The sequence below is a fragment of the Haloferula sp. BvORR071 genome, assembly GCF_000739615.1.
Lineage (GTDB): Bacteria > Verrucomicrobiota > Verrucomicrobiia > Verrucomicrobiales > Akkermansiaceae > Haloferula.
This window is the reverse complement of record NZ_BATP01000055.1, coordinates 17,150-33,705: the sequence shown is the minus strand read 5'-3', so window position 1 is coordinate 33,705 and position 16,556 is coordinate 17,150. Positions and strand designations below refer to the sequence as shown.

General features: G+C 64.4%; 15 protein-coding genes. 8 read left to right on the top strand and 7 right to left on the bottom strand.

Going from position 1 to position 16,556, the window contains the following annotated elements; genetic code table 11:
* Window positions 1-109: 109 nt before the first annotated feature.
* From BV071_RS26430 to BV071_RS26420, 3 genes are all read right to left on the bottom strand, one after another.
* Window positions 110-799 carry a PEP-CTERM sorting domain-containing protein gene (locus BV071_RS26430; RefSeq protein WP_035613781.1) on the bottom strand — a complete coding sequence of 230 codons (690 nt, stop codon included), beginning with the start codon at window positions 797-799 and terminating at the stop codon, window positions 110-112.
* A 33-nt stretch (window positions 800-832) separates the two neighbouring features.
* Window positions 833-2,137, bottom strand: coding sequence for a vanadium-dependent haloperoxidase (locus BV071_RS26425; RefSeq protein WP_052573913.1), 1,305 nt, complete (start codon window positions 2,135-2,137; stop codon window positions 833-835).
* Between the two features lie 115 nt (window positions 2,138-2,252).
* Window positions 2,253-2,618: a hypothetical protein gene (locus BV071_RS26420; RefSeq protein ID WP_035613779.1), complete on the bottom strand. Its 366-nt coding sequence runs from the start codon at window positions 2,616-2,618 to the stop codon at window positions 2,253-2,255.
* Between the two features lie 902 nt (window positions 2,619-3,520).
* On the opposite strand from BV071_RS26420, the gene BV071_RS33720 reads away from it, so the two are divergent.
* Together BV071_RS33720 and BV071_RS33715 are read left to right on the top strand one after the other, a co-directional pair.
* On the top strand, window positions 3,521-7,453 hold the full coding sequence (locus BV071_RS33720; RefSeq protein WP_081886245.1) for a serine/threonine-protein kinase: 3,933 nt from the start codon (window positions 3,521-3,523) through the stop codon (window positions 7,451-7,453).
* A gap of 93 nt (window positions 7,454-7,546) precedes the next feature.
* A complete protein-coding gene (locus BV071_RS33715; protein WP_265594929.1) occupies window positions 7,547-8,650 on the top strand; it encodes a LysM peptidoglycan-binding domain-containing protein in 1,104 nt (367 codons plus the stop codon).
* Between the two features lie 436 nt (window positions 8,651-9,086).
* Here the strand turns inward: BV071_RS33715 and BV071_RS26405 are convergent, their stop codons facing one another.
* Window positions 9,087-10,757 carry an alkaline phosphatase D family protein gene (locus BV071_RS26405; protein ID WP_052573910.1) on the bottom strand — a complete coding sequence of 557 codons (1,671 nt, stop codon included), beginning with the start codon at window positions 10,755-10,757 and terminating at the stop codon, window positions 9,087-9,089.
* A 388-nt stretch (window positions 10,758-11,145) separates the two neighbouring features.
* Complete coding sequence (locus BV071_RS26400; RefSeq protein ID WP_035613776.1) at window positions 11,146-11,721, bottom strand: transposase; 576 nt, start codon at window positions 11,719-11,721, stop codon at window positions 11,146-11,148.
* A 202-nt stretch (window positions 11,722-11,923) separates the two neighbouring features.
* On the opposite strand from BV071_RS26400, the gene BV071_RS26395 reads away from it, so the two are divergent.
* Window positions 11,924-12,661, top strand: coding sequence for a sigma-70 family RNA polymerase sigma factor (locus BV071_RS26395; RefSeq protein ID WP_052573909.1), 738 nt, complete (start codon window positions 11,924-11,926; stop codon window positions 12,659-12,661).
* Window positions 12,662-12,748: 87 nt separating this feature from the next.
* Window positions 12,749-13,027, top strand: a complete 279-nt coding sequence (locus BV071_RS26390) for a hypothetical protein (protein WP_035613775.1) — start codon at window positions 12,749-12,751, stop codon at window positions 13,025-13,027.
* A gap of 91 nt (window positions 13,028-13,118) precedes the next feature.
* Here the strand turns inward: BV071_RS26390 and BV071_RS26385 are convergent, their stop codons facing one another.
* Window positions 13,119-13,844: a hypothetical protein gene (locus BV071_RS26385; RefSeq protein ID WP_035613773.1), complete on the bottom strand. Its 726-nt coding sequence runs from the start codon at window positions 13,842-13,844 to the stop codon at window positions 13,119-13,121.
* A 178-nt stretch (window positions 13,845-14,022) separates the two neighbouring features.
* On the opposite strand from BV071_RS26385, the gene BV071_RS26380 reads away from it, so the two are divergent.
* The 4 genes from BV071_RS26380 to BV071_RS26365 are packed head-to-tail and all read left to right on the top strand — an operon-like array spanning window position 14,023 to window position 16,187.
* The gene (locus tag BV071_RS26380; protein ID WP_265594928.1) at window positions 14,023-14,541 is read left to right on the top strand and encodes a hypothetical protein; all 519 of its coding nucleotides are present in this window, start codon (window positions 14,023-14,025) and stop codon (window positions 14,539-14,541) included.
* A gap of 34 nt (window positions 14,542-14,575) precedes the next feature.
* The gene (locus tag BV071_RS26375) at window positions 14,576-15,076 is read left to right on the top strand and encodes a hypothetical protein (RefSeq protein WP_265594927.1); all 501 of its coding nucleotides are present in this window, start codon (window positions 14,576-14,578) and stop codon (window positions 15,074-15,076) included.
* A gap of 26 nt (window positions 15,077-15,102) precedes the next feature.
* The gene (locus BV071_RS26370) at window positions 15,103-15,624 is read left to right on the top strand and encodes a hypothetical protein (RefSeq protein ID WP_265594926.1); all 522 of its coding nucleotides are present in this window, start codon (window positions 15,103-15,105) and stop codon (window positions 15,622-15,624) included.
* 23 nt (window positions 15,625-15,647) lie between these two features.
* Window positions 15,648-16,187: a hypothetical protein gene (locus tag BV071_RS26365; protein ID WP_265594925.1), complete on the top strand. Its 540-nt coding sequence runs from the start codon at window positions 15,648-15,650 to the stop codon at window positions 16,185-16,187.
* A 34-nt stretch (window positions 16,188-16,221) separates the two neighbouring features.
* Here BV071_RS26365 and BV071_RS26360 read toward each other — a convergent pair whose 3' ends face one another.
* Entirely contained in the window at window positions 16,222-16,518 is a 297-nt protein-coding gene (locus tag BV071_RS26360) for a hypothetical protein (RefSeq protein ID WP_035613760.1), read from the bottom strand.
* Window positions 16,519-16,556: the final 38 nt, after the last annotated feature.

The following is a 16,556-nucleotide window of genomic DNA, read 5'->3' as shown; positions in this document are numbered from 1 at the left end:
ATGGCGTGCCCGCAGCAGATCCCCAAGGCGGAGCGCGCAGGAGGCGCTCTGCCTTGGGGATGATTGCCGCCGCGGTGTGTGGCGCGGCGGCAGTGAGGAGGGAATCCATTCAACGACGGCGGCGGCGCAGGGCGGTGAGGCCGAGGGCCGAGAGCAGCAGGGCCGGAGCGGTGGGCTCGGGGACTTGCTGGATGCGGTCGACGGCGAGCTGGCTGACGCCGATGTCGGGGGTGCTGTCACCCACGTTGTTCACCTGGAAGCTCAGCGTGGCGGATTGCCCGATGAAGGCGGAGGTGTCGAAGAGGAAGGTCTTCCAAGCATTCTGGCCGATGTCGAAGCCGAACTGGGTGTTATCCAGGAACCCGGCACCCGCGAGCAGGGAGCCCTGGCCGCCGGACTGGAGATCGTTGCGCGAGACTGTTAGAAGCGTGGTCGGATTTCCGCCGATGGTGAGGATGACCGAGGCGGAGTCATTGTAGGCGGTGCCGGTGTTGTATTCATCGGTGAGGAAGCGGTAGTCGAAGAGGAGGTAGGCCGCGCTGATGTCGAAGGTCTGCGAGGCGGATGCCTGGGTGACGCCATTGTTAGAGACTACACCGAAGGAGGTTCCGGCGGTCGGACTCACCGCCGCGTATTCGCCATCGAGGGATGAGACCGTGGTGAAGCTGCCGCTGGCGGTCCAGCCGCTGGTGCCGGACTCGAAGCCGCCATTGGTGAGCACCGCGGCGCCGGAGCTGGCGAGGCCCGCGATGGAGGCGAGCAGCAGCGACAGCGGCTTGAAGGAGGATTGCTTGGTCATGTTGTGTTCTGGGTAGAGGGGTGAATGCTTCATTCAAGGCAGGAGGCGCGGGCCGTGGGCGAGGATGTCTGCGGCGACGGCGCGGCCGAGGGCTTGGCCGGCTTCATTGTCGTAGGAGAAGTGGATGCCGCCGTAGATCCGGCTCAGGCCGTTGTCGGCCTCGATCTGGCGTAACGAAGAGACCACACGTGCGGGCTCGCCAGTGGTAGTGGTGATGGTGAAATTCGGCGGCAAGTCGTCATCGAAGTAAGAGCGCAGGATCTCGAGGCCCGAGACCGTGCCGCTATGGCCGCTGGGGTAGGAGGGATGGTTCGGCGTGACCAGGGTCGGCTTCCAGGCGCTGTAGTTGTTAGTCACGGCACCGCTGGGATCCGCGTTGAGCGCGGTGATCGGCCGCCAGGAAAGGTAGAAGTACTTCGCGTCCCACTCGGCGATGCGGATGTCCGCCGCGCCGATGTCTAGCTGGGCGAAGAGCAGTGCATTCTCGGCGAGGTTGAAGGAGTTCAATTGCGAGAGCTTGCGGCCGATCTCATTGACGAGGATCTCGGCATCGAGGCGATAGAAGTTGGCGATGCTGTTCAGCTCCGCGGTGTGCCGCGGGTTGGTAGGATCGCCATAGACCTTCACCTGGTTGAGCGCCTTCACGTAGCGCGGTGAGCCGACGGCGGGCGGCGGCTCGGGGCGGTATTGGCTGGGGGTAGCCAGCACGAAGGGGGTGACGCTCTTCCACTGGAAGTTGATCCCCGGATTGAAGGTGAAGGGCGGGGTGGCGGCACCGGGAATATTCGGCGTGAGCTGGTAGGTGCCGACGCCGGGGCCCGCGGGGCCGGGGTAGGTGCTATTGGGCGCGGAGCCGTCATTCGAGCGCAGCGCGATGATGTGCGCGGCGGCGGCGCTACCGGCGGCGATGCCATCGGTCTTCGCCTGGCCGGCGGGAATGGTGGCGAGGCTGGTGGCTAGGCGCGCGTCCAAGCCGGTCTGCTGGCTTGGGAAGTAATTCACCAGCACATCGCGGGCGGCCTGCGCGGCGGCGGCCGCCGGGGAGGCACCGGGCGCGGCGGGCGTACTATAACTGCCGTAGGCGGTGCCGAAGCCGATGATCGAGTTCACGGCATTGTAAACCGCGATGGCTTCGATGGCGTGGATGCGGGTCGCCAGATTGGTATTCAGCGCGGAGCCGGTGAAGGGATTGGCCGCGCCGCTGATGGGAGAGACCCCGGCCTTCGAGACCTGGATGGCGTAGAGATTCCAGTCGGTGATGACATCGGCACGGGCCGCGCTGCCAAGTCCGGCGAGCAGGGTGCCGGCGAGGATGAGGGAGGATGAACGAGGTTTCATAAGTATTCTAACAGGTGATGCTGCGGTTCTTGGTTTTCAGGGGTCGCCGGACGCCCACAGGAGCGGTGTCCGGCTTGGGCCAACTCCTCGCGCGAGGTGATCGGAAGGTGGTTTCTCAGGCGGCTCCGCGCTGCGAATGCGCTTCCTGCGCCGCCGGGCTGAAGCTGGGGATGCGGGCCGCGTAGTCGCGGATCGCGGTGGTGATGGCGTCATCGACCGGCCGCCGTTTCAACAAGCGGACGATGATGCCCGGAGGAGACGGGAAGCGCGGCGCCGCAGCGCTCGAAGCGGAGGTGAGGATCTCAATCTGCCAGGCATCGCCGGAGAGACCGGCCAGGATGGCAGCTGCCCTGCCCTTGAGACGGGCAGCGCCTTCCGTGCTGAAATGAACGATCTGGCCCGGTGCCCAGCGTGAGGGCTCGAAGGGTGAGAAGCCGGCGCTCACGGTGGTCACCGTGGTGCTTTGAAGGACGTAGAACATGAGAATGCGAAATGGTAAAAGGGTGCTGTGTAAAACGAGGCAGAGCTCTCCCATCGGCCTGAGGGCAGAGCTCTGCCGGGACCGGTGGAGGAGTGGCTCGCCGGATCTGTTAGATCGACCGGCGGCGAGGAGCGGCGGCATTGGATCTGCCTGCCGGGTGGGCGCGCACGGCTAAGGGCCGCAGGCGGAGCGGGCGTCGATCAGCGACGACAACCGCAGCAGCAACAACACAGGCCCAGCCTCTGCAGGAGTGCTGCGAGCGGGGTGCTGGAGACGAGGAGAAACTGGGGAATCATGGAAGCTGAGGTGAAGCGGGTCGGCTGCTAAGGCTCCTGGCCGTATGGAGAAGGCTGGCTGTCGGAGATCGCCACCTGGTGTGAGGCGATGGGCGATCGGCGCTCCCGTCAGGTGATGCGCCGGTCATGATTGGCTCCCGCTTCTAAGGGTCGCCGCTTCCCTGGTGGGGTGAGCTGCGCGGAATTCACACCAACGAGTAGGATTTAGCAAGGGTTTTTTGGAGCATTGGGTTGGAGCGGTCGGCCCCAATCGCGGCGCAGCCGCCTTGGAGTGCGTGCAGCCTGCTGCCGCTTTAGAGCAGGCAGCCTTGCTGCCGTGAGGAATCGAGCGGTCCGCGGAGTCATCTGCGTTTGCGGCAGGGTGAACGGACCAGTTCGCTTTCGCTGCCCGCGTGTGGTTGAAAGGAGTCTTGGGATCGCTCCACCCCCTGCACGATGGGTGAAGGGGAGATCTTCCGGTGCTTCACGGCAACAGGGTTGCCTGCCGGAAAGCGGTAGCAGGCTACACGCAGTCCAAGGCGGCTGCGCCGCGCTCCCGGGAAGAGGGATCTTCTCGCGCGGTTGATTTCCGTGTAACAAGCTGCGCTGTTTTCTGAATCCCCAGACATGACACCATCCCCGGCATCGCCCACATGCCCGCGTTGCGGTTCGCCGCTGGATCCTGCCAGTCCGGCCGGGCTCTGCCCACGCTGTCTGCTGGCGATGAATCTGCGGACACGGACGATGCCGACCGGCGAGCAGCCCTCCTCATCGCCGCCGCCCGCGCCTGCTGAGCTTGAGGAGAAGTTTCCGCAGTTCGAGATCCTGGAGTGCCTGGGGCGCGGGGGGATGGGGGTCGTTTACAAGGCGCGGCAGAAGGCGCTGGACCGGATCGTGGCGATCAAGATTTTGGCCGGGGAGTTCCAGGATGATCCGGGCTTCGCGGCGCGCTTCGAGAAGGAGGCGAAGCTGCTGGCGCGGCTGAACCACCCGAACATTGTGACGATCCACGACTTCGGCCACGCCGGCGGGCTGTTCCACATCGTGATGGAATACATCGACGGGGTGAACGTGCGGGATCTGCTGCGCGATGGCCGGCTGGAGGCGCAGCAGGCGCTGGCGATCGTGCCACCGATCTGCGATGCGCTGCAATTCGCGCATGACCACGGGGTGGTGCACCGCGACATCAAGCCGGAGAACATTCTGTTAGACCGTGAGGGGCGGGTGAAGATCGCGGACTTCGGGATCGCGACGATGGCGGGCGAGGCGGCGGACAAGTCCGGCACACCGGCCTACATGGCACCGGAAGTGGGCGGGCACACGACGGAGATCGATCACCGTGCGGACATCTATTCGCTGGGGGTGGTGCTGTATGAGATGCTGACCGGCGAGCGGCCGGCGAAGCAATTCGAGGTGCCCTCTAACAGGGTGCTGGTGGATGTGAAGATCGACCAGATCGTGCTGCGGGCGCTGCAAGGGCGGCCGGAGTTGCGCTACCAGACGGCGGGTGAATTCAAGACAGTGGTGGAGACGATGGCGAATGCGCCAACGCCACCGCCAGCGGGGACGCCGACGGCACCCGCGACCTTTCCGCCAGTGCGGGAGCCGCGGCCGGTGCCGGAGGTCGCTGCTGCGGCGAAGACGCTGGTGGATCCCTCCCCTGCCCCGGCAGCGGCGCCTGCTGCTGTTGCTGCTGCCACGCCGCTGGGCGAGGTGGGGAGCTCCAAGGCGCGGTTGGCGGTGATCCTGATGCTGGTGGCGCTGCTCGGGGTGCCGCTGGTCATGGGCCTGAGGATATTCGGGAATGGCCTGTTGATCTTCGTGCTGGGGCTTGGCTGCGCGCTGGGGTCCCTGATCGCCGCGATCCATGCCCGGCACAGCCGCACGGGGAAGGTGGTGATCACGACTTGGTGCACGCTGATCGGAGTCTTCTTCCTGCTCCTTCTGGCCCATGCGCTGGGTGGCGGGGACTTCCCGCGGGAAGCGGCGGTTTTCGTCGGCGGGCTGGTCTTGGCTGGGGTTGCAGTGGCGCTGGCGCTCGCGGCCCGCTCGTCCGCTGTCCCGGAGCGGGAGACGGAGCGGCGCTGGGCGCTGATCCTAATGCTGGGCGCGATCTTCGGCACGCCACTGCTGATGAGCCTGGTGCCGCCGCAGAAAGAAGGGATCATTTTCTTTCTTGGAGTTGGTTGCGCGATCGCCTCGCTGGTCTTCGCGATCCGGGCGCGGGGGACCCGCACGGGTAAGGCAGTGCTGGGGGTGTGGGGCGTGCTCTTGCTGATCAGCCTGGGAAGCATCTTGCTCAATTTCGCGCACCAGAGGCGGGTCCTGTCCGATGCACAGACGAAGCAGGCGTGGGCGGAGTATGCGGAAGCTAACAGCCGCCTGAGCTACAAGATCGAGGAGGCCCGCAAGGCGATCCAACTCAGCCCCGACGCTGAGCCGCGTATCCGGATTTCCTTCGATGACAAGGACGAGAAGGCCGCCGGCATCAATGGGATCAACTTCGATGCCAGTGAATTCTATCAGGCACTGGAGCGGGTCGCCGAAGGGAATGAAGGCCTGCCGGTGCGGATCCTCAGCATCACCCCGCACTTCAGCCCGGCCCGGCTCGGGGACATCCTCAACCTCTGCAGCGATGCCGGACTGAAGCGGATCAGCTTCTGGAATGCGCCGGATGGAGTCGAAGATCCCGCGATGCCGGTCCTCTTGCTGGAGCTTTCAGGAGATGAAGCGATCGGTATCGGTGGCGAGCGGCTGGGACTCACAGATCCGGCCTCGGCCGCATCCCTGAAGAACGCGGCGGCAGCCCAGCCGAAAGCACAGGTGAGGATTCTGGCGCCGGACTTCGAGGCCTCACAGCCCCGCCATAAGCGGGACCGGCGGGCGAGTTCCATCTACAGCGCTTGGGTGAATCAATGCCAGAGCGCCGGCTTCAAGCGGATCTTCTTCACCACGGAGGCGGAGGTGGCGCGATCTTGGCAGGCGGAGTTCAGGAACCGGCCCACCGCGGGCGCGCCCAGTCTGCCGCCCGTGGAGGATGGTGGCGGGGAGGCAACGCCGAAGAAGGGGCTCGCGATAAGCGCCTCGGGCATGAGCATCCGCATCGAGCTCGGGCAGGGTGTGCCGAACAATGGCCTCGGCATGGAGGGATTCATCACCGGGCTGAAGCCGCTGGTGGAGGGCAAGGACACGCGGCAGATGTCGGTGGAGGTCATCAGTCCCGGCGCGCAGTTTCCCCACCGGGCGCTGCTGGATCTGCTGCTCGCCTGCCGCCACGTCGGACTGAAGCAGGTGAGCTTCACGGCGAAGGCGAAAGAGGGGGAAGATCCGGAGGTGCCGCCGCTCCTGATCACGGTCAATGGGGATGAACTGCCGAAGATCGGCGGGGTGGCGGTGGAGGATTTGCCGGCGGCGCTGAAGCGGATGGCCGCCACCGATCCGCAGCGGCCGGTAAAGCTCATCAGCAAGGGGCTGGGGCTGATCAACCCGAGCCTGAGCGATACCGCCGCAGACAGGCAACTGGGGCGGATGGTGGAGACGCTGAAGTTTTGCCGGGATTTCGGCTTCCAGCGGATCTACTTCACCACCTCGGTCCTGACCGCCACGGTCTGGGAGACGGAGGCGAGGCACGCGAAGCGGGCGGCTGCGGCCGTTGCTGCGGCGGAAGCTCCGGGTGCGGCGCTGCCGCCGCGCGGGAAGCAAGCGGAGCCACCGCCACCCGCCCCGCCGACGGAGTTGGAACGGAAGCTGGAGGAGCTGGAGAGGTTCATGAATGAGCAGACCGCACCGAAGCGGCAGCCCGCAATCGCCCATGCGCCGCTGCGGATCGCGCTCAAGGAGGATGGCAGCATGACCGTGGAGGGCAAGGCGCTGGCAGGCGAAGCGTTGTTGCAAGAGCTGCAGCGCTTGAAGGCGGAGCGGGGCGGCGATCCCTATGTGGAGATCGTGACGGAGAATTCCACTTCCTACACGGTGGTGACGGAGTTGCTGGATCTGTGCACGCGCGCGGGTCTGACGAACCTGAATCTGCTACAGCCGGTGGTGCAGGGAGAAGAGCCGCCGCTGCCAAAGGCAGAGCCGGACCCTGCGCAGGGGATCGTGCTACCGGGGCCGCCGGACCATCCGCCGACGCAGATCTTCATCGATGAAGATGGCTTCCTCCTGCTCGACGATGAGATGCTGAAGCTGGAGGAGCTGGGCCCGAAGCTGGCGGTGATCGCACGCGAGGACCCGTACCGGAAGATCCTGGTGACGGGTGAGCAGGCGGCCACTCACGCGCGTGTGCTGGCGGTGTTGAAGGCGTGCAAGGAGGCGAACCTCACGCAGGTGAGCTATCAGCGGGCAGCGGACCGCTTGCGGGAGATCGAGCTGAGCGCGGCGCTGAAGGGCTATCAGGACTTGCAGGAACGGCTGCGGGAGGCGCGGCTGAAGCGGGATCTGCTGGCAGCGGAGGGCGATGGGGTGAATGCGGAGGAGCTGAAGATAGTGGAGCGGGTGATCGAAGTGCTGGAGAAGGCGATCGCGGAGGAGCGCGAGAAGGTAAAGAAGATGGAGGAGTGAGAAGAAGTGCGGAGTGCGGAATTTTTGAAGGGCTAGGAGTGATGAACTGGAATCTACGACGTGCTATCTAACATCTATTATCCAATGAATGCCATGAAAGGGACGAAGGTTTTTGTGACGCTGGCGGCGCTGGCCGCTTCGACTTGGGTTATCCGTGCGGATGACTACTCCCCCACTCCGTCTGCGCCGGTGGTGCAGCGGCTGATGCGGATCGATCTGGATGTGGCGATCCGCCACTACGAGAAGCTGCAGGGCACGCTGCGCGATAGCCGGCTGCAACTGCTGGTGAATGAGAGCAGTGAGGGCGCGAATGCCGCCGGGCAGGAGCGGCTGCAGCGGAAGATCGAGATCTTATCGAAGCTGACGGATGAGACGCGGCAGGAGGTGCTGCAACTGGGGCAGGAGCTGGAGAAGACGGCTGCGGAGTCGGCGCGGGCGATGGCGATGAATCAGATGCAAGGGGAACCAGCGGGCTTTGCAGTGCAGAGGCAGTTCCCGGCGGAAGGTGCCGTGATGGGACGCGGGAGGATGATGAATCCGGGCATGATGATGGGTGCAGGTGGTGGCGTTCCCGGGGCTCCGGCAGGGGCGCCTGCGCAGTTCATGCCTGGGCCTGGGGCCGCGGTGGGAGTTCCGGGCGCCCCGGGAGCGATGAATGCGTTTCCGCCGGCCCCATCCGCTCCGATTCCGAATCCCGGGATTCCGCTGACTGCAGGTGGACCGCCGGGCAGGGCCATGGTGCCGGGCGCGGCTCCAGCACCGCCTTTCGTTCAGCCAGTGCCAGGTGTGCCGGGGGCTGCGCCGATGCCCGCGCCGACACTGGTGCCGGTTCCTCCCGTGATTCCACCGCCGCCGCTGGAGGTGAAGCCGGAGCCAGCCCAGCCGCCCATCGTACAGCCGCCGGTAGTACCCTCGCCACCCCTGCCGCCGGGGGCGCCGGTTGAGCCGGGAGCAGCTGCTCCGCCGCCGGCGCCCATCGTTACGAACCAGAACATCCACACGGTGCAGGCGGGTGAAACGATCGTGGGCATCGCGCGACAATACGGCTTGGATGCCGGGGAACTCGAAGCGGCGAATCCGGGGATCAATCCCAATCTTTTGAGCGTGGGGCAGACCTTGCGGATCGAGCCTGGAGCACCCGAGCCGCTGGGGGCTCCCGCGTTAGAAGAACTGGCGCCGGCGGAGCCGGAGCAGTGAGGGGGAGTTGAGAATTCGTTTGCCGGCCTGGGACGGTGCGGGAGCGCGCCGTTCCAGGCCCATTCTGTTAGAGGGCTTGAGGAGTGCAGCTCAAGAGCCCCAAAAGGGGCGGCACGGAGATAGCCCAAGGTAAGCACGCATCGCGTGCGCAACCTTGGGTCCGATGCCGGAAACCATCGGCCCCCTGAATTGGGGGCAAGGAGGTCGCGGATGAGCAAGCCGTCTGGAGCCACCACACTCTTGGCCCCCAATTCAGGGGGCATGAATAGCTGCGCATGAAACCCAGGGCTGCGCGCTTCGCCGCTTGCCCTGGGCTATCTCCGTGCCGCCCCTTTCGGGGCTTTGGATTGGCGGCTGCGCCGCACGGGGAGGATACACGAGTGGTGAGCGCCCTTAGGGACCCTTCGTCCGCACACGGCGTGTGCGGACTACCTTTTCACGGCGCGGGCACATCCTGCACTGCCTTGGCGGGTGCGGGAGCACTCGCTGGCGTGAGCAAGTGAGATCCCGCGGGGGTGATCCACCCCGCGCCCCAGCTCTCAGTGGTCTGGGGGACGGTGACGTCCGCCAGGTAGTAGTAGTCCGCCTGGGTCTGGGTCGGAGTGACGGAGAGGATGATGTAGCCGTGGCGATCCAGGTCGGCGAACTTCATGTGGGGATTGTGGTTCACCCCCTGGTAAGGGCTGTTGATAATCGGCTCCAATTGCCCGGTGAAGAACTCGCCGATCTCTTCATCGAAGTTCGCCGCGGACAAACTGGGCGTCGTGAACTCGACGGCAGCCGCGCCCGCGCCGGTGGCGGGGTTGTAGTTGGCATTGCCGAAGGCGGGGTTCGCGACTTCGAAGGCGAAGCTGCAATGGATGTCGCCGGAGAGGATCACCACGTTGTCGACTGCCTCATCCTTGATGAAGTTCACCAGCTCCGCGCGCTCCGCGGGATAGCCGTCCCAGATATCCAGGAACTTGCTTTCGAGGAAGTCGGAGCTGACCAGAGGGTCAATGCCGGCGGCGAAGCCGATATTGAACTCCGAGAAGATCACCTGATTGCCGATGATCTTCCAGGTGGCCGTGGAGCTGGCCAACTCATTCTTGAGCCAATCCTTCTGGGTCAGGCCGAGCATGGTGCGATTCTGCGAGTAGAGGAGAGGGTTGTTCACGTCCTCGATCTGGATGTCGCGGCCCTCCATGCGGGTATCGAGCAGGATCAGATCCATCAAGGGGCCGTAGCTCAGGGCGCGCACGATGCTGGTGCCCTGCTCGCGCACGGGCATCCACTCCATGTAGGCGCGGATCGCAGCGGCCTTGCGGCGGCTCCAGCGGCCTTCCTTGAACGGGGTATGGTTCTCGGCACCGCCGCGCCAGGCGTTGTTCGCGAATTCGTGGTCGTCCCAGATGGTGATGAAGGGATGCTGCTGGTGGGCGCGGCGCTGGTTGGGATCCAGGTGGATGCAGGCGTAGCGGGTGCGGTAGTGCTTGAGCGTGACGGTTTCATTCAAGGGAAACAGCGTGCGCAGGTCGCGCACCTCCGGCGAGCTGTAGGAGGCATTGTCCGGGTATTCGTAGATGTAGTCGCCGGTATGGATCACCGCATCGATATCGGTGCGGTCCGCGATCTTGGCGTAGCCGGAAAAGAAGCCCCACTCGTAGTTCGCGCAGGAGACGACGGCGAACTTCAATTGATCGACCGCGGATGATGGTGCGGTCTTGGTCTTGCCGGTGATCGACTGGCGGCCTTGGGCAGTGAAGCCGTAGTAGTAGGTGCTGCCGGGCTGCAGGCCGCGGACATCGATCTTCACAGTGAAGTCGCGATCGGCGGTGGCGAAGGTATTGCCGCTGGCGACCACCTGGCTCAGCGCGGGATCGCTCGCAACGGTCCAGCTCACCGGGAAGCGGCGGGGCGTGCCGGGGCGGATCTTGCCCGGCGGGGTGACACGGGTCCAGATGATGACACCATCCGGCAAGGGATCGCCGGAGGCGACGCCATGGTAAAAGGGCGCGAGCCCCGGATCGTAGAGATCCTGGATGCGCAAGGCGACCTGGGCGGAGGAGGTGCTGGGAATGGCAAGCTGGAGCAAGCCGACCAGACAAGCGGCGATGAGGGTTTTCATGATTGGAGGAGTGATCGTGGGTTGGAGGAACGCGAAGACCCGCGCAGATCGCTTTCAGCAATCGTCATACCCCCGGGCTGATGGCGAAGGTCCCTAGAGCGAGGCGGGATGCCGGATTTCATCGCGTGAGGCGAAGTTGCAAGACTGTGCAGATTGCGACGGGAGGAGCGGCAGAATGCGGTGGCACCGCCTCTGCCGCCAGAAGTGCCGGAAGAGCTCAGCCACCCGTGGCCGAGCCGACGCGGTGTTTGGCCGGCCCGGAGTGCTGCGTGATGAGCGCGGTCCCGGACCGGATTTGTTAGAGGGGCGATCCAATATGGAGTGCGGCGGCACGACGCCGCTTTGGCTGCGGGTGCGTGCTGTTCGTTCCAGCAGCCACGGATCGCCTTCAATCCTTCGCCTGCCACACGGGCGCGTACTCATCGTATACCTTCACCCTGTCCACCGGAAACGCGGCGATGGTCTTCTGCTGTGCGGACGTTGCCTCTCGGGCAAACCATCCAGCCGAGCACCACGGATACTGCTCAGCCCGTCGAACCAACCCGTGCTTCTCCGCATTCCGATGGACGTAATTCAAGCGCGCGAAATAAGAGCTCTCAAAAGTCAGCAAGGTCTCCCGGAAATTGTGCCATACCTTGCGACCTTGGGTATCATCCAGGCGGTTGATCCACTTGGACGTCTTCATGTGGAGCTTGCCAAGCATCGGGGGCAAGGACCCGGCTCCGCCCGGAGGAGAGACACCGATGAAGTGATAGTGGTTTGAGAAAACGGACCATGCTTCCAGGGTCCAACCGAATTCCGCGGCCACGGCAAGGAGGCCGCGATGGAGCACTTCGAGGCGGAAGTTTTCACGGAAGCGGTGGGCCTTGAGATAGGTCCCGGCGGTGACGAAGTAGGTGCCATAGCTGCCGAGGCGGTGCTCGGGTGCACGCGGCCAGGAGATGGGGGGACGGGGATAGGCCATGGTGTTTTTATGAACACTCCAATTCCGGGGTTCAAGCAGCTTCTTGGTGGGAAGATGATGCAAGGAATGTCCGGACCGTCTGAACTGCGGAGCTTGCCGAGAGCCAAAGCGGCGTCGTGCCGCCGCACTCCATAGGCTTGCGATGAAATCCCGCTGTAACCTTTCCCGCACTTCGCGGTAGGGTGTGGGAGAAGTCAGACTCATGACCGAGCCAAGCAAGCATCCGACTCCGAATCCCATCACCCTGTTTGCGACGACGCGGTGGTCGATCGTGGGGGCAGCGGCGAGGGCGGATGATTCGCGGGTGCGGGAGGAGGGACTGGCGCGGATCTTCGGGACGTACTGGCCGCCGCTGTATCGCTATGTGCGGCGGCTGGGGCGGGCGCCGGCGGATGCGGAGGATCTGGTGCAGGGCTTCTTCGCGCATCTGTTAGATGGCAGCGGGCTGCGCCTGGTGGACCGCGACCGCGGCAGGTTCCGGGCATTCCTGTTAGGCTCGCTGAAGAATTACATGGCGAGCGAGTGGCAGCGGGAGCACCGGCAGAAGCGCGGGGGCTTTGCGCCGCATCTCTCGATCGACTGGCAGGATGCGGAGTCGGGCCTGGGGCTGGAGCCGGCGGCGGATGAGCGCGGCCGGCCGGACAAGCTCTTCGACCGGGAGTGGGCGGTGGCCCTGCTGGACCAGGTGCTGGCGCGGCGGGCGGAGGAGGAGCCGGACTTCGCGGAGTGGAAGGCCTTCCTGGGGATGAGCAGTGGGAAGATCGCGTATGCAGAGATCGCGAAGGAAGCCGGGATGAGCGAGGGCGCGGCGCGGGTGGCGGTGCATCGCCTGCGGAAGCGCTACCGGCAAAGGCTGAGGGAGGAGATCGCGCAGACTCTGGTGAGTGATGCGGATGTGGATGAGGAGATGCAGGCGCTATTCGGCGCGCTGGCGGGGTGACGGGAGCAGATCTTTCCGGGAACGGCAGGCGAAAAAATGCGGCTTAATAGAGATCTACTTTCCGTCTGCGGGGTGAGAGCCTGAATCATGCCCGACCCCCTGCCGCGCGTGCCGATCTCCTACGATGGACGGAAGTGGCACTTCCACCATGAGCAGGAGCTGCCCAAGACGGTGGAGTTGATCGCGGCGATGATGGCGGAGGCGAAGTTGGCAGCGAGGCTGGAGGACTTTGATCCGGATTCTGATTTTCCCTGGTCGCTTGCGGAGGAGGTTTGGGTATTGGCCGGAACTGATGCCGTCGACGTGCCAACCGCAAGCGGCCAGCTGGAAGCATGCCCCCAGTGGGAAGGACGGATGGCGTCGTAACGAGATTTACGGAGAACCGTCATTCGCTCCTTCCCGTGCAATGCGGGCGTGGGAGGAGTTAAGGGAAATCGTGGTCGGGGCCGGCTGCTGCTCAGCCGCCGAGGGCCTGCATGAGGGCGGCCATTTCGGCATCCACTTCTTCTTCGCAGAGGACGGTGCGGGCGACTTCGGCACGGACGAGGAAGCGGAAGCGCTTGCGGAGGCGGTGGACGGCGACTCTCGTGGCGCCTTCGGTGCTATTCGTTTCGCGGGCGATGGCGGCGTAGTCGGTCTCGCCGCGGGCGGCCGTGAGGCTGGGGACGAGGCGGGCGAATTCATCGGCGCGGCCGGCATCTTTATATTCGCGTTCCAGCGCGGCCATCGCGGCATCGAGCATGGCGAGTGCCCAGCGGCGGTCGAAGAGTTCATCCGGCGAGCGCGAGGATTCGCCACCGCCGGTGAGGTAGAGTCGCTCGGCGAGCTCGGGATCGAGCGGGACGAGCTCGCGGCCGCCACCACGCTTGGCGGCGTGCTCGCGGTGCCATTCATTCGCGAGGTAGCGCTTGAGCGCGGTGAGCAGGAAGCTGCGGAAGCGCCCGCGCGAGTCATCGGCGAGGTCGATGGTGCGGCGCTCTAACAGCATGGCGAAGAAGCCCTGGGCGAGGTCTTGGGAATCGGCGCCGGATTTGCCGGACTTGCGGATCACGGCGTAGATGGGGAACCAGTAGAGGCGGCAGAGTTCCTCCAACGCGGCGGCAGAGTCCCCTGCCCCGGCGGCGACGACCAAGGACCAGCGGGTGGTGGCGAAGAGCGGCGGGCGGGTCTTGGGGCTCGGCACGGTGAGAGGATGAGGTCTCGGGAGGATTCAGGAAAGCGCGGGGTTTGTTACAGGGAAAGGCAGAATGACGAATTCCGAATTTCCGAATGACGAATGGAGTGGGTGGCGGGGTTTAGAGTTAACCGCGAAATCACGCGAAAGGGCGCGAAATTTGAAAGGCAGAGGCATAGTGGAAGATGTGGCGACCCGGCTGAACGCGGGGAGCGGAGGGGTTCGCGTGCCGCTCTATCGTTCGCTGTTGCTTTGGGCGGGGGTGATGGTGATGGGGTTCATCGTCTGGGGCTGGTGGGAGTCGACGCATTATCTGACGGCGCTGCGCTACGGGAATGCGGTGGTGATGAACGCGGGATCGCGACTGAGCTTCGGCACCAATCTCTACGGTGGAACGGGATGGGATGTGGATCGCGAGAGCTTGGCGAGGTATACGCCCGAGAAGCGGCTGCGCTTTGGAAAGCCGAAGTGGGTTCACTGGGAGCCTCATCCACCTCAGCCCGGCGATTTCTGCGGGACAGGAGATTATTCGGACAATTTCGATCTGAAATATCTGGAAGGGCGATCAAACGGCGGCTGGCAGTTCTACATGCCGCACTGGCTCTTGCTGGAGAGCATCGCGCTGCCGTGGGCAGTGGCGATGCTGTGCCTTGTTTGGAAGCGGTGGCGGGCAGAAGCGGCGCTTGCTGCGGAGATGGCGGCTTGATTCGGTGGTGGGCGGAGTGCATGGATTGCGGATCATGCGCCATGTCCGAGTCCGGGTTCCGCTTCATCGTTCGCCACTGTTTCGGGCGGGGTTGATCGTGGCGGCTTTGAGTGGTTTGGCCTGGTTGCTCTCGATCTGGTGTCTAACGTCGCTGCGCTGCGGACACTATCTGGTGATGAATGCTGCCTCGCGGTTGAGCGTGGGATACAATCATTACGGCGGGAAGGGCTTGGATGCCCATTGCCGTAATTTGGCGAGCTACAAGCTCAGCGAGCGGCTCCGCTTCGGCGGGCCGCGCTATATTCATGAGATGGGCGCACCGATGGGACCGGGTGAGTTCTGCGCATCGGGCTACTATTCCGGTGAGATTGACCGGAGCTATCTGGATGGGCCCTCGAACGCCGGCTGGCAGCTCTTCATCCCGCACTGGATTCCCTTCATGGCGGCGGCTTTGCCGTGCTTGTGCGCGGTGGTGTATCGGGCGGAGAAGCGGCCGAGGAGGAAGGGCGGAGGGACCCTTGCTTCTGAACTTTGAGCCGCAAGAACGTGTACGGGGTTCTCATGCCACTCTATCGCTCGCTGCTGTTTTGGGCGGGAGTGGTGATCATGGGCTTCATCGGCTGGGGCTGGTGGCGTTCCAGCCAGGGCATGAATTCCGCATTCTATCGCGGTTGGTTGCTCATGAATGCCAATTCGCTGGCGAGCTGGGGTCACTTTGAGGAGCTGAAGAAGAACGGATGGGGCAGCTTTGGCACCGATCCGGGCGAAATCACTTGGTCGCCTTGGCGATTCGGCTTTCCCAAGCTGGTGAGAACCGAAGAAAGCGGGAAGGGATGGGACGTTCCCGTGACACTCAGCGGGACGAATGGCGATCCCTTGGATGAAATCGATTCCATTTACTTGGCGTGGAGCAAAAAGGGCGATTGGCAGATTTTCATCCCGCATTGGGTGCTGTTGCTCGGCTTCGCGGTGCCGTGGGCGGGCACGCTGCTGTGGTGGAGGCGGAGCAAGGCGGCGGCGAATGCGGAGAAAAGCGATGGGATGCGTCACAAATCGGGCGAATCCGGCGAATGGTTGGGATGAGTGATGACTTGAATCGCGGTAGGGTGAGACCTGTGGCATCGGGGCTGCAGAAGCTCCGGATTCCGCTTCATCGTTCGCTGCTCTTCTGGGCGGGAATGATCGTGGCGGTGTCGAGCGCTTGGGCTTGGTGGCATTCGACGCGCTATCTAACGGCGCTGCGCTGCGGGAATCTGGTGGTGATGAATGCGGCGTCGCGAGTGAGCTTCGGGAGCAATCACTACGGCAGAAGGGGATGGGATGCCACCCATGGGAGCCTGGCGGGACACGAGCTCAAGGAGCGACTGCGCTTCGGGGCGCCGAAGTGGATTCGGCAGGAGGTCTACCCGATGCGGCCGGGTGAAAAGTGCGGGTCGGGCTATTTCTCCGGGGAGATCGACCGGACATATTTGGACGGGCCGACGAATGGCGGCTGGCAGCTCTTTGTGCCGCACTGGATTCCCTTCGCGGCATCGGCCTTGCCGTGCATGTGCGTGGCCTTGTATCGGGCGGAGAAGCGTGGGAAGCGGAAGCGCAGGGATGGGGTAGCTGACTTTGCTTCTGAAGGAAGCACGACCGGGAAATGACGCCCGGAGAGCGACACTCCGTTTGCGGCGGAGATCAATGCGGGCTGGTGATCGGAAGCTTGAGGCCGAGGTGGCGGCGGAGTTCGTCTTCGAGGCCATTGGTCATGGCGAGGGTGGCGGGGTAGGCGCTGCGCTTTTTAGCGAGGGCCGGTGCCGGTTCACCGGGGAGAATCTCGTCCGTCCCGCGGGTGATGCTGAGGACGCAGAGCTCGGAGGGGCTCTGGAGCCACTCGATGTCTTTCTGAAGGCCGGGGCGCCACTGGCGGGTGTAGCGGTCAGCCGCGATGTGATCCCGGCCGATGAGCACCCTGGAATTCAGGACGATATTCACGCGGGACTCTAACGCCGGGATTTGCGGGATGCAAATGG

Coding starts and splice junctions, on each gene's coding strand:
- BV071_RS33715 (WP_265594929.1), top strand. CDS start 7,547: ATGAAAGGGACGAAGGTTTTTGTGACGCTGGCGGCGCTGGCCGCTTCG.
- BV071_RS26370 (WP_265594926.1), top strand. CDS start 15,103: ATGCCACTCTATCGCTCGCTGCTGTTTTGGGCGGGAGTGGTGATCATG.
- BV071_RS26405 (WP_052573910.1), bottom strand. CDS start 10,757: ATGAAAACCCTCATCGCCGCTTGTCTGGTCGGCTTGCTCCAGCTTGCC.
- BV071_RS26390 (WP_035613775.1), top strand. CDS start 12,749: ATGCCCGACCCCCTGCCGCGCGTGCCGATCTCCTACGATGGACGGAAG.
- BV071_RS26395 (WP_052573909.1), top strand. CDS start 11,924: ATGACCGAGCCAAGCAAGCATCCGACTCCGAATCCCATCACCCTGTTT.
- BV071_RS26420 (WP_035613779.1), bottom strand. CDS start 2,618: ATGTTCTACGTCCTTCAAAGCACCACGGTGACCACCGTGAGCGCCGGC.
- BV071_RS26400 (WP_035613776.1), bottom strand. CDS start 11,721: ATGGCCTATCCCCGTCCCCCCATCTCCTGGCCGCGTGCACCCGAGCAC.
- BV071_RS26430 (WP_035613781.1), bottom strand. CDS start 799: ATGACCAAGCAATCCTCCTTCAAGCCGCTGTCGCTGCTGCTCGCCTCC.
- BV071_RS26425 (WP_052573913.1), bottom strand. CDS start 2,137: ATGAAACCTCGTTCATCCTCCCTCATCCTCGCCGGCACCCTGCTCGCC.
- BV071_RS33720 (WP_081886245.1), top strand. CDS start 3,521: ATGACACCATCCCCGGCATCGCCCACATGCCCGCGTTGCGGTTCGCCG.
- BV071_RS26375 (WP_265594927.1), top strand. CDS start 14,576: ATGCGCCATGTCCGAGTCCGGGTTCCGCTTCATCGTTCGCCACTGTTT.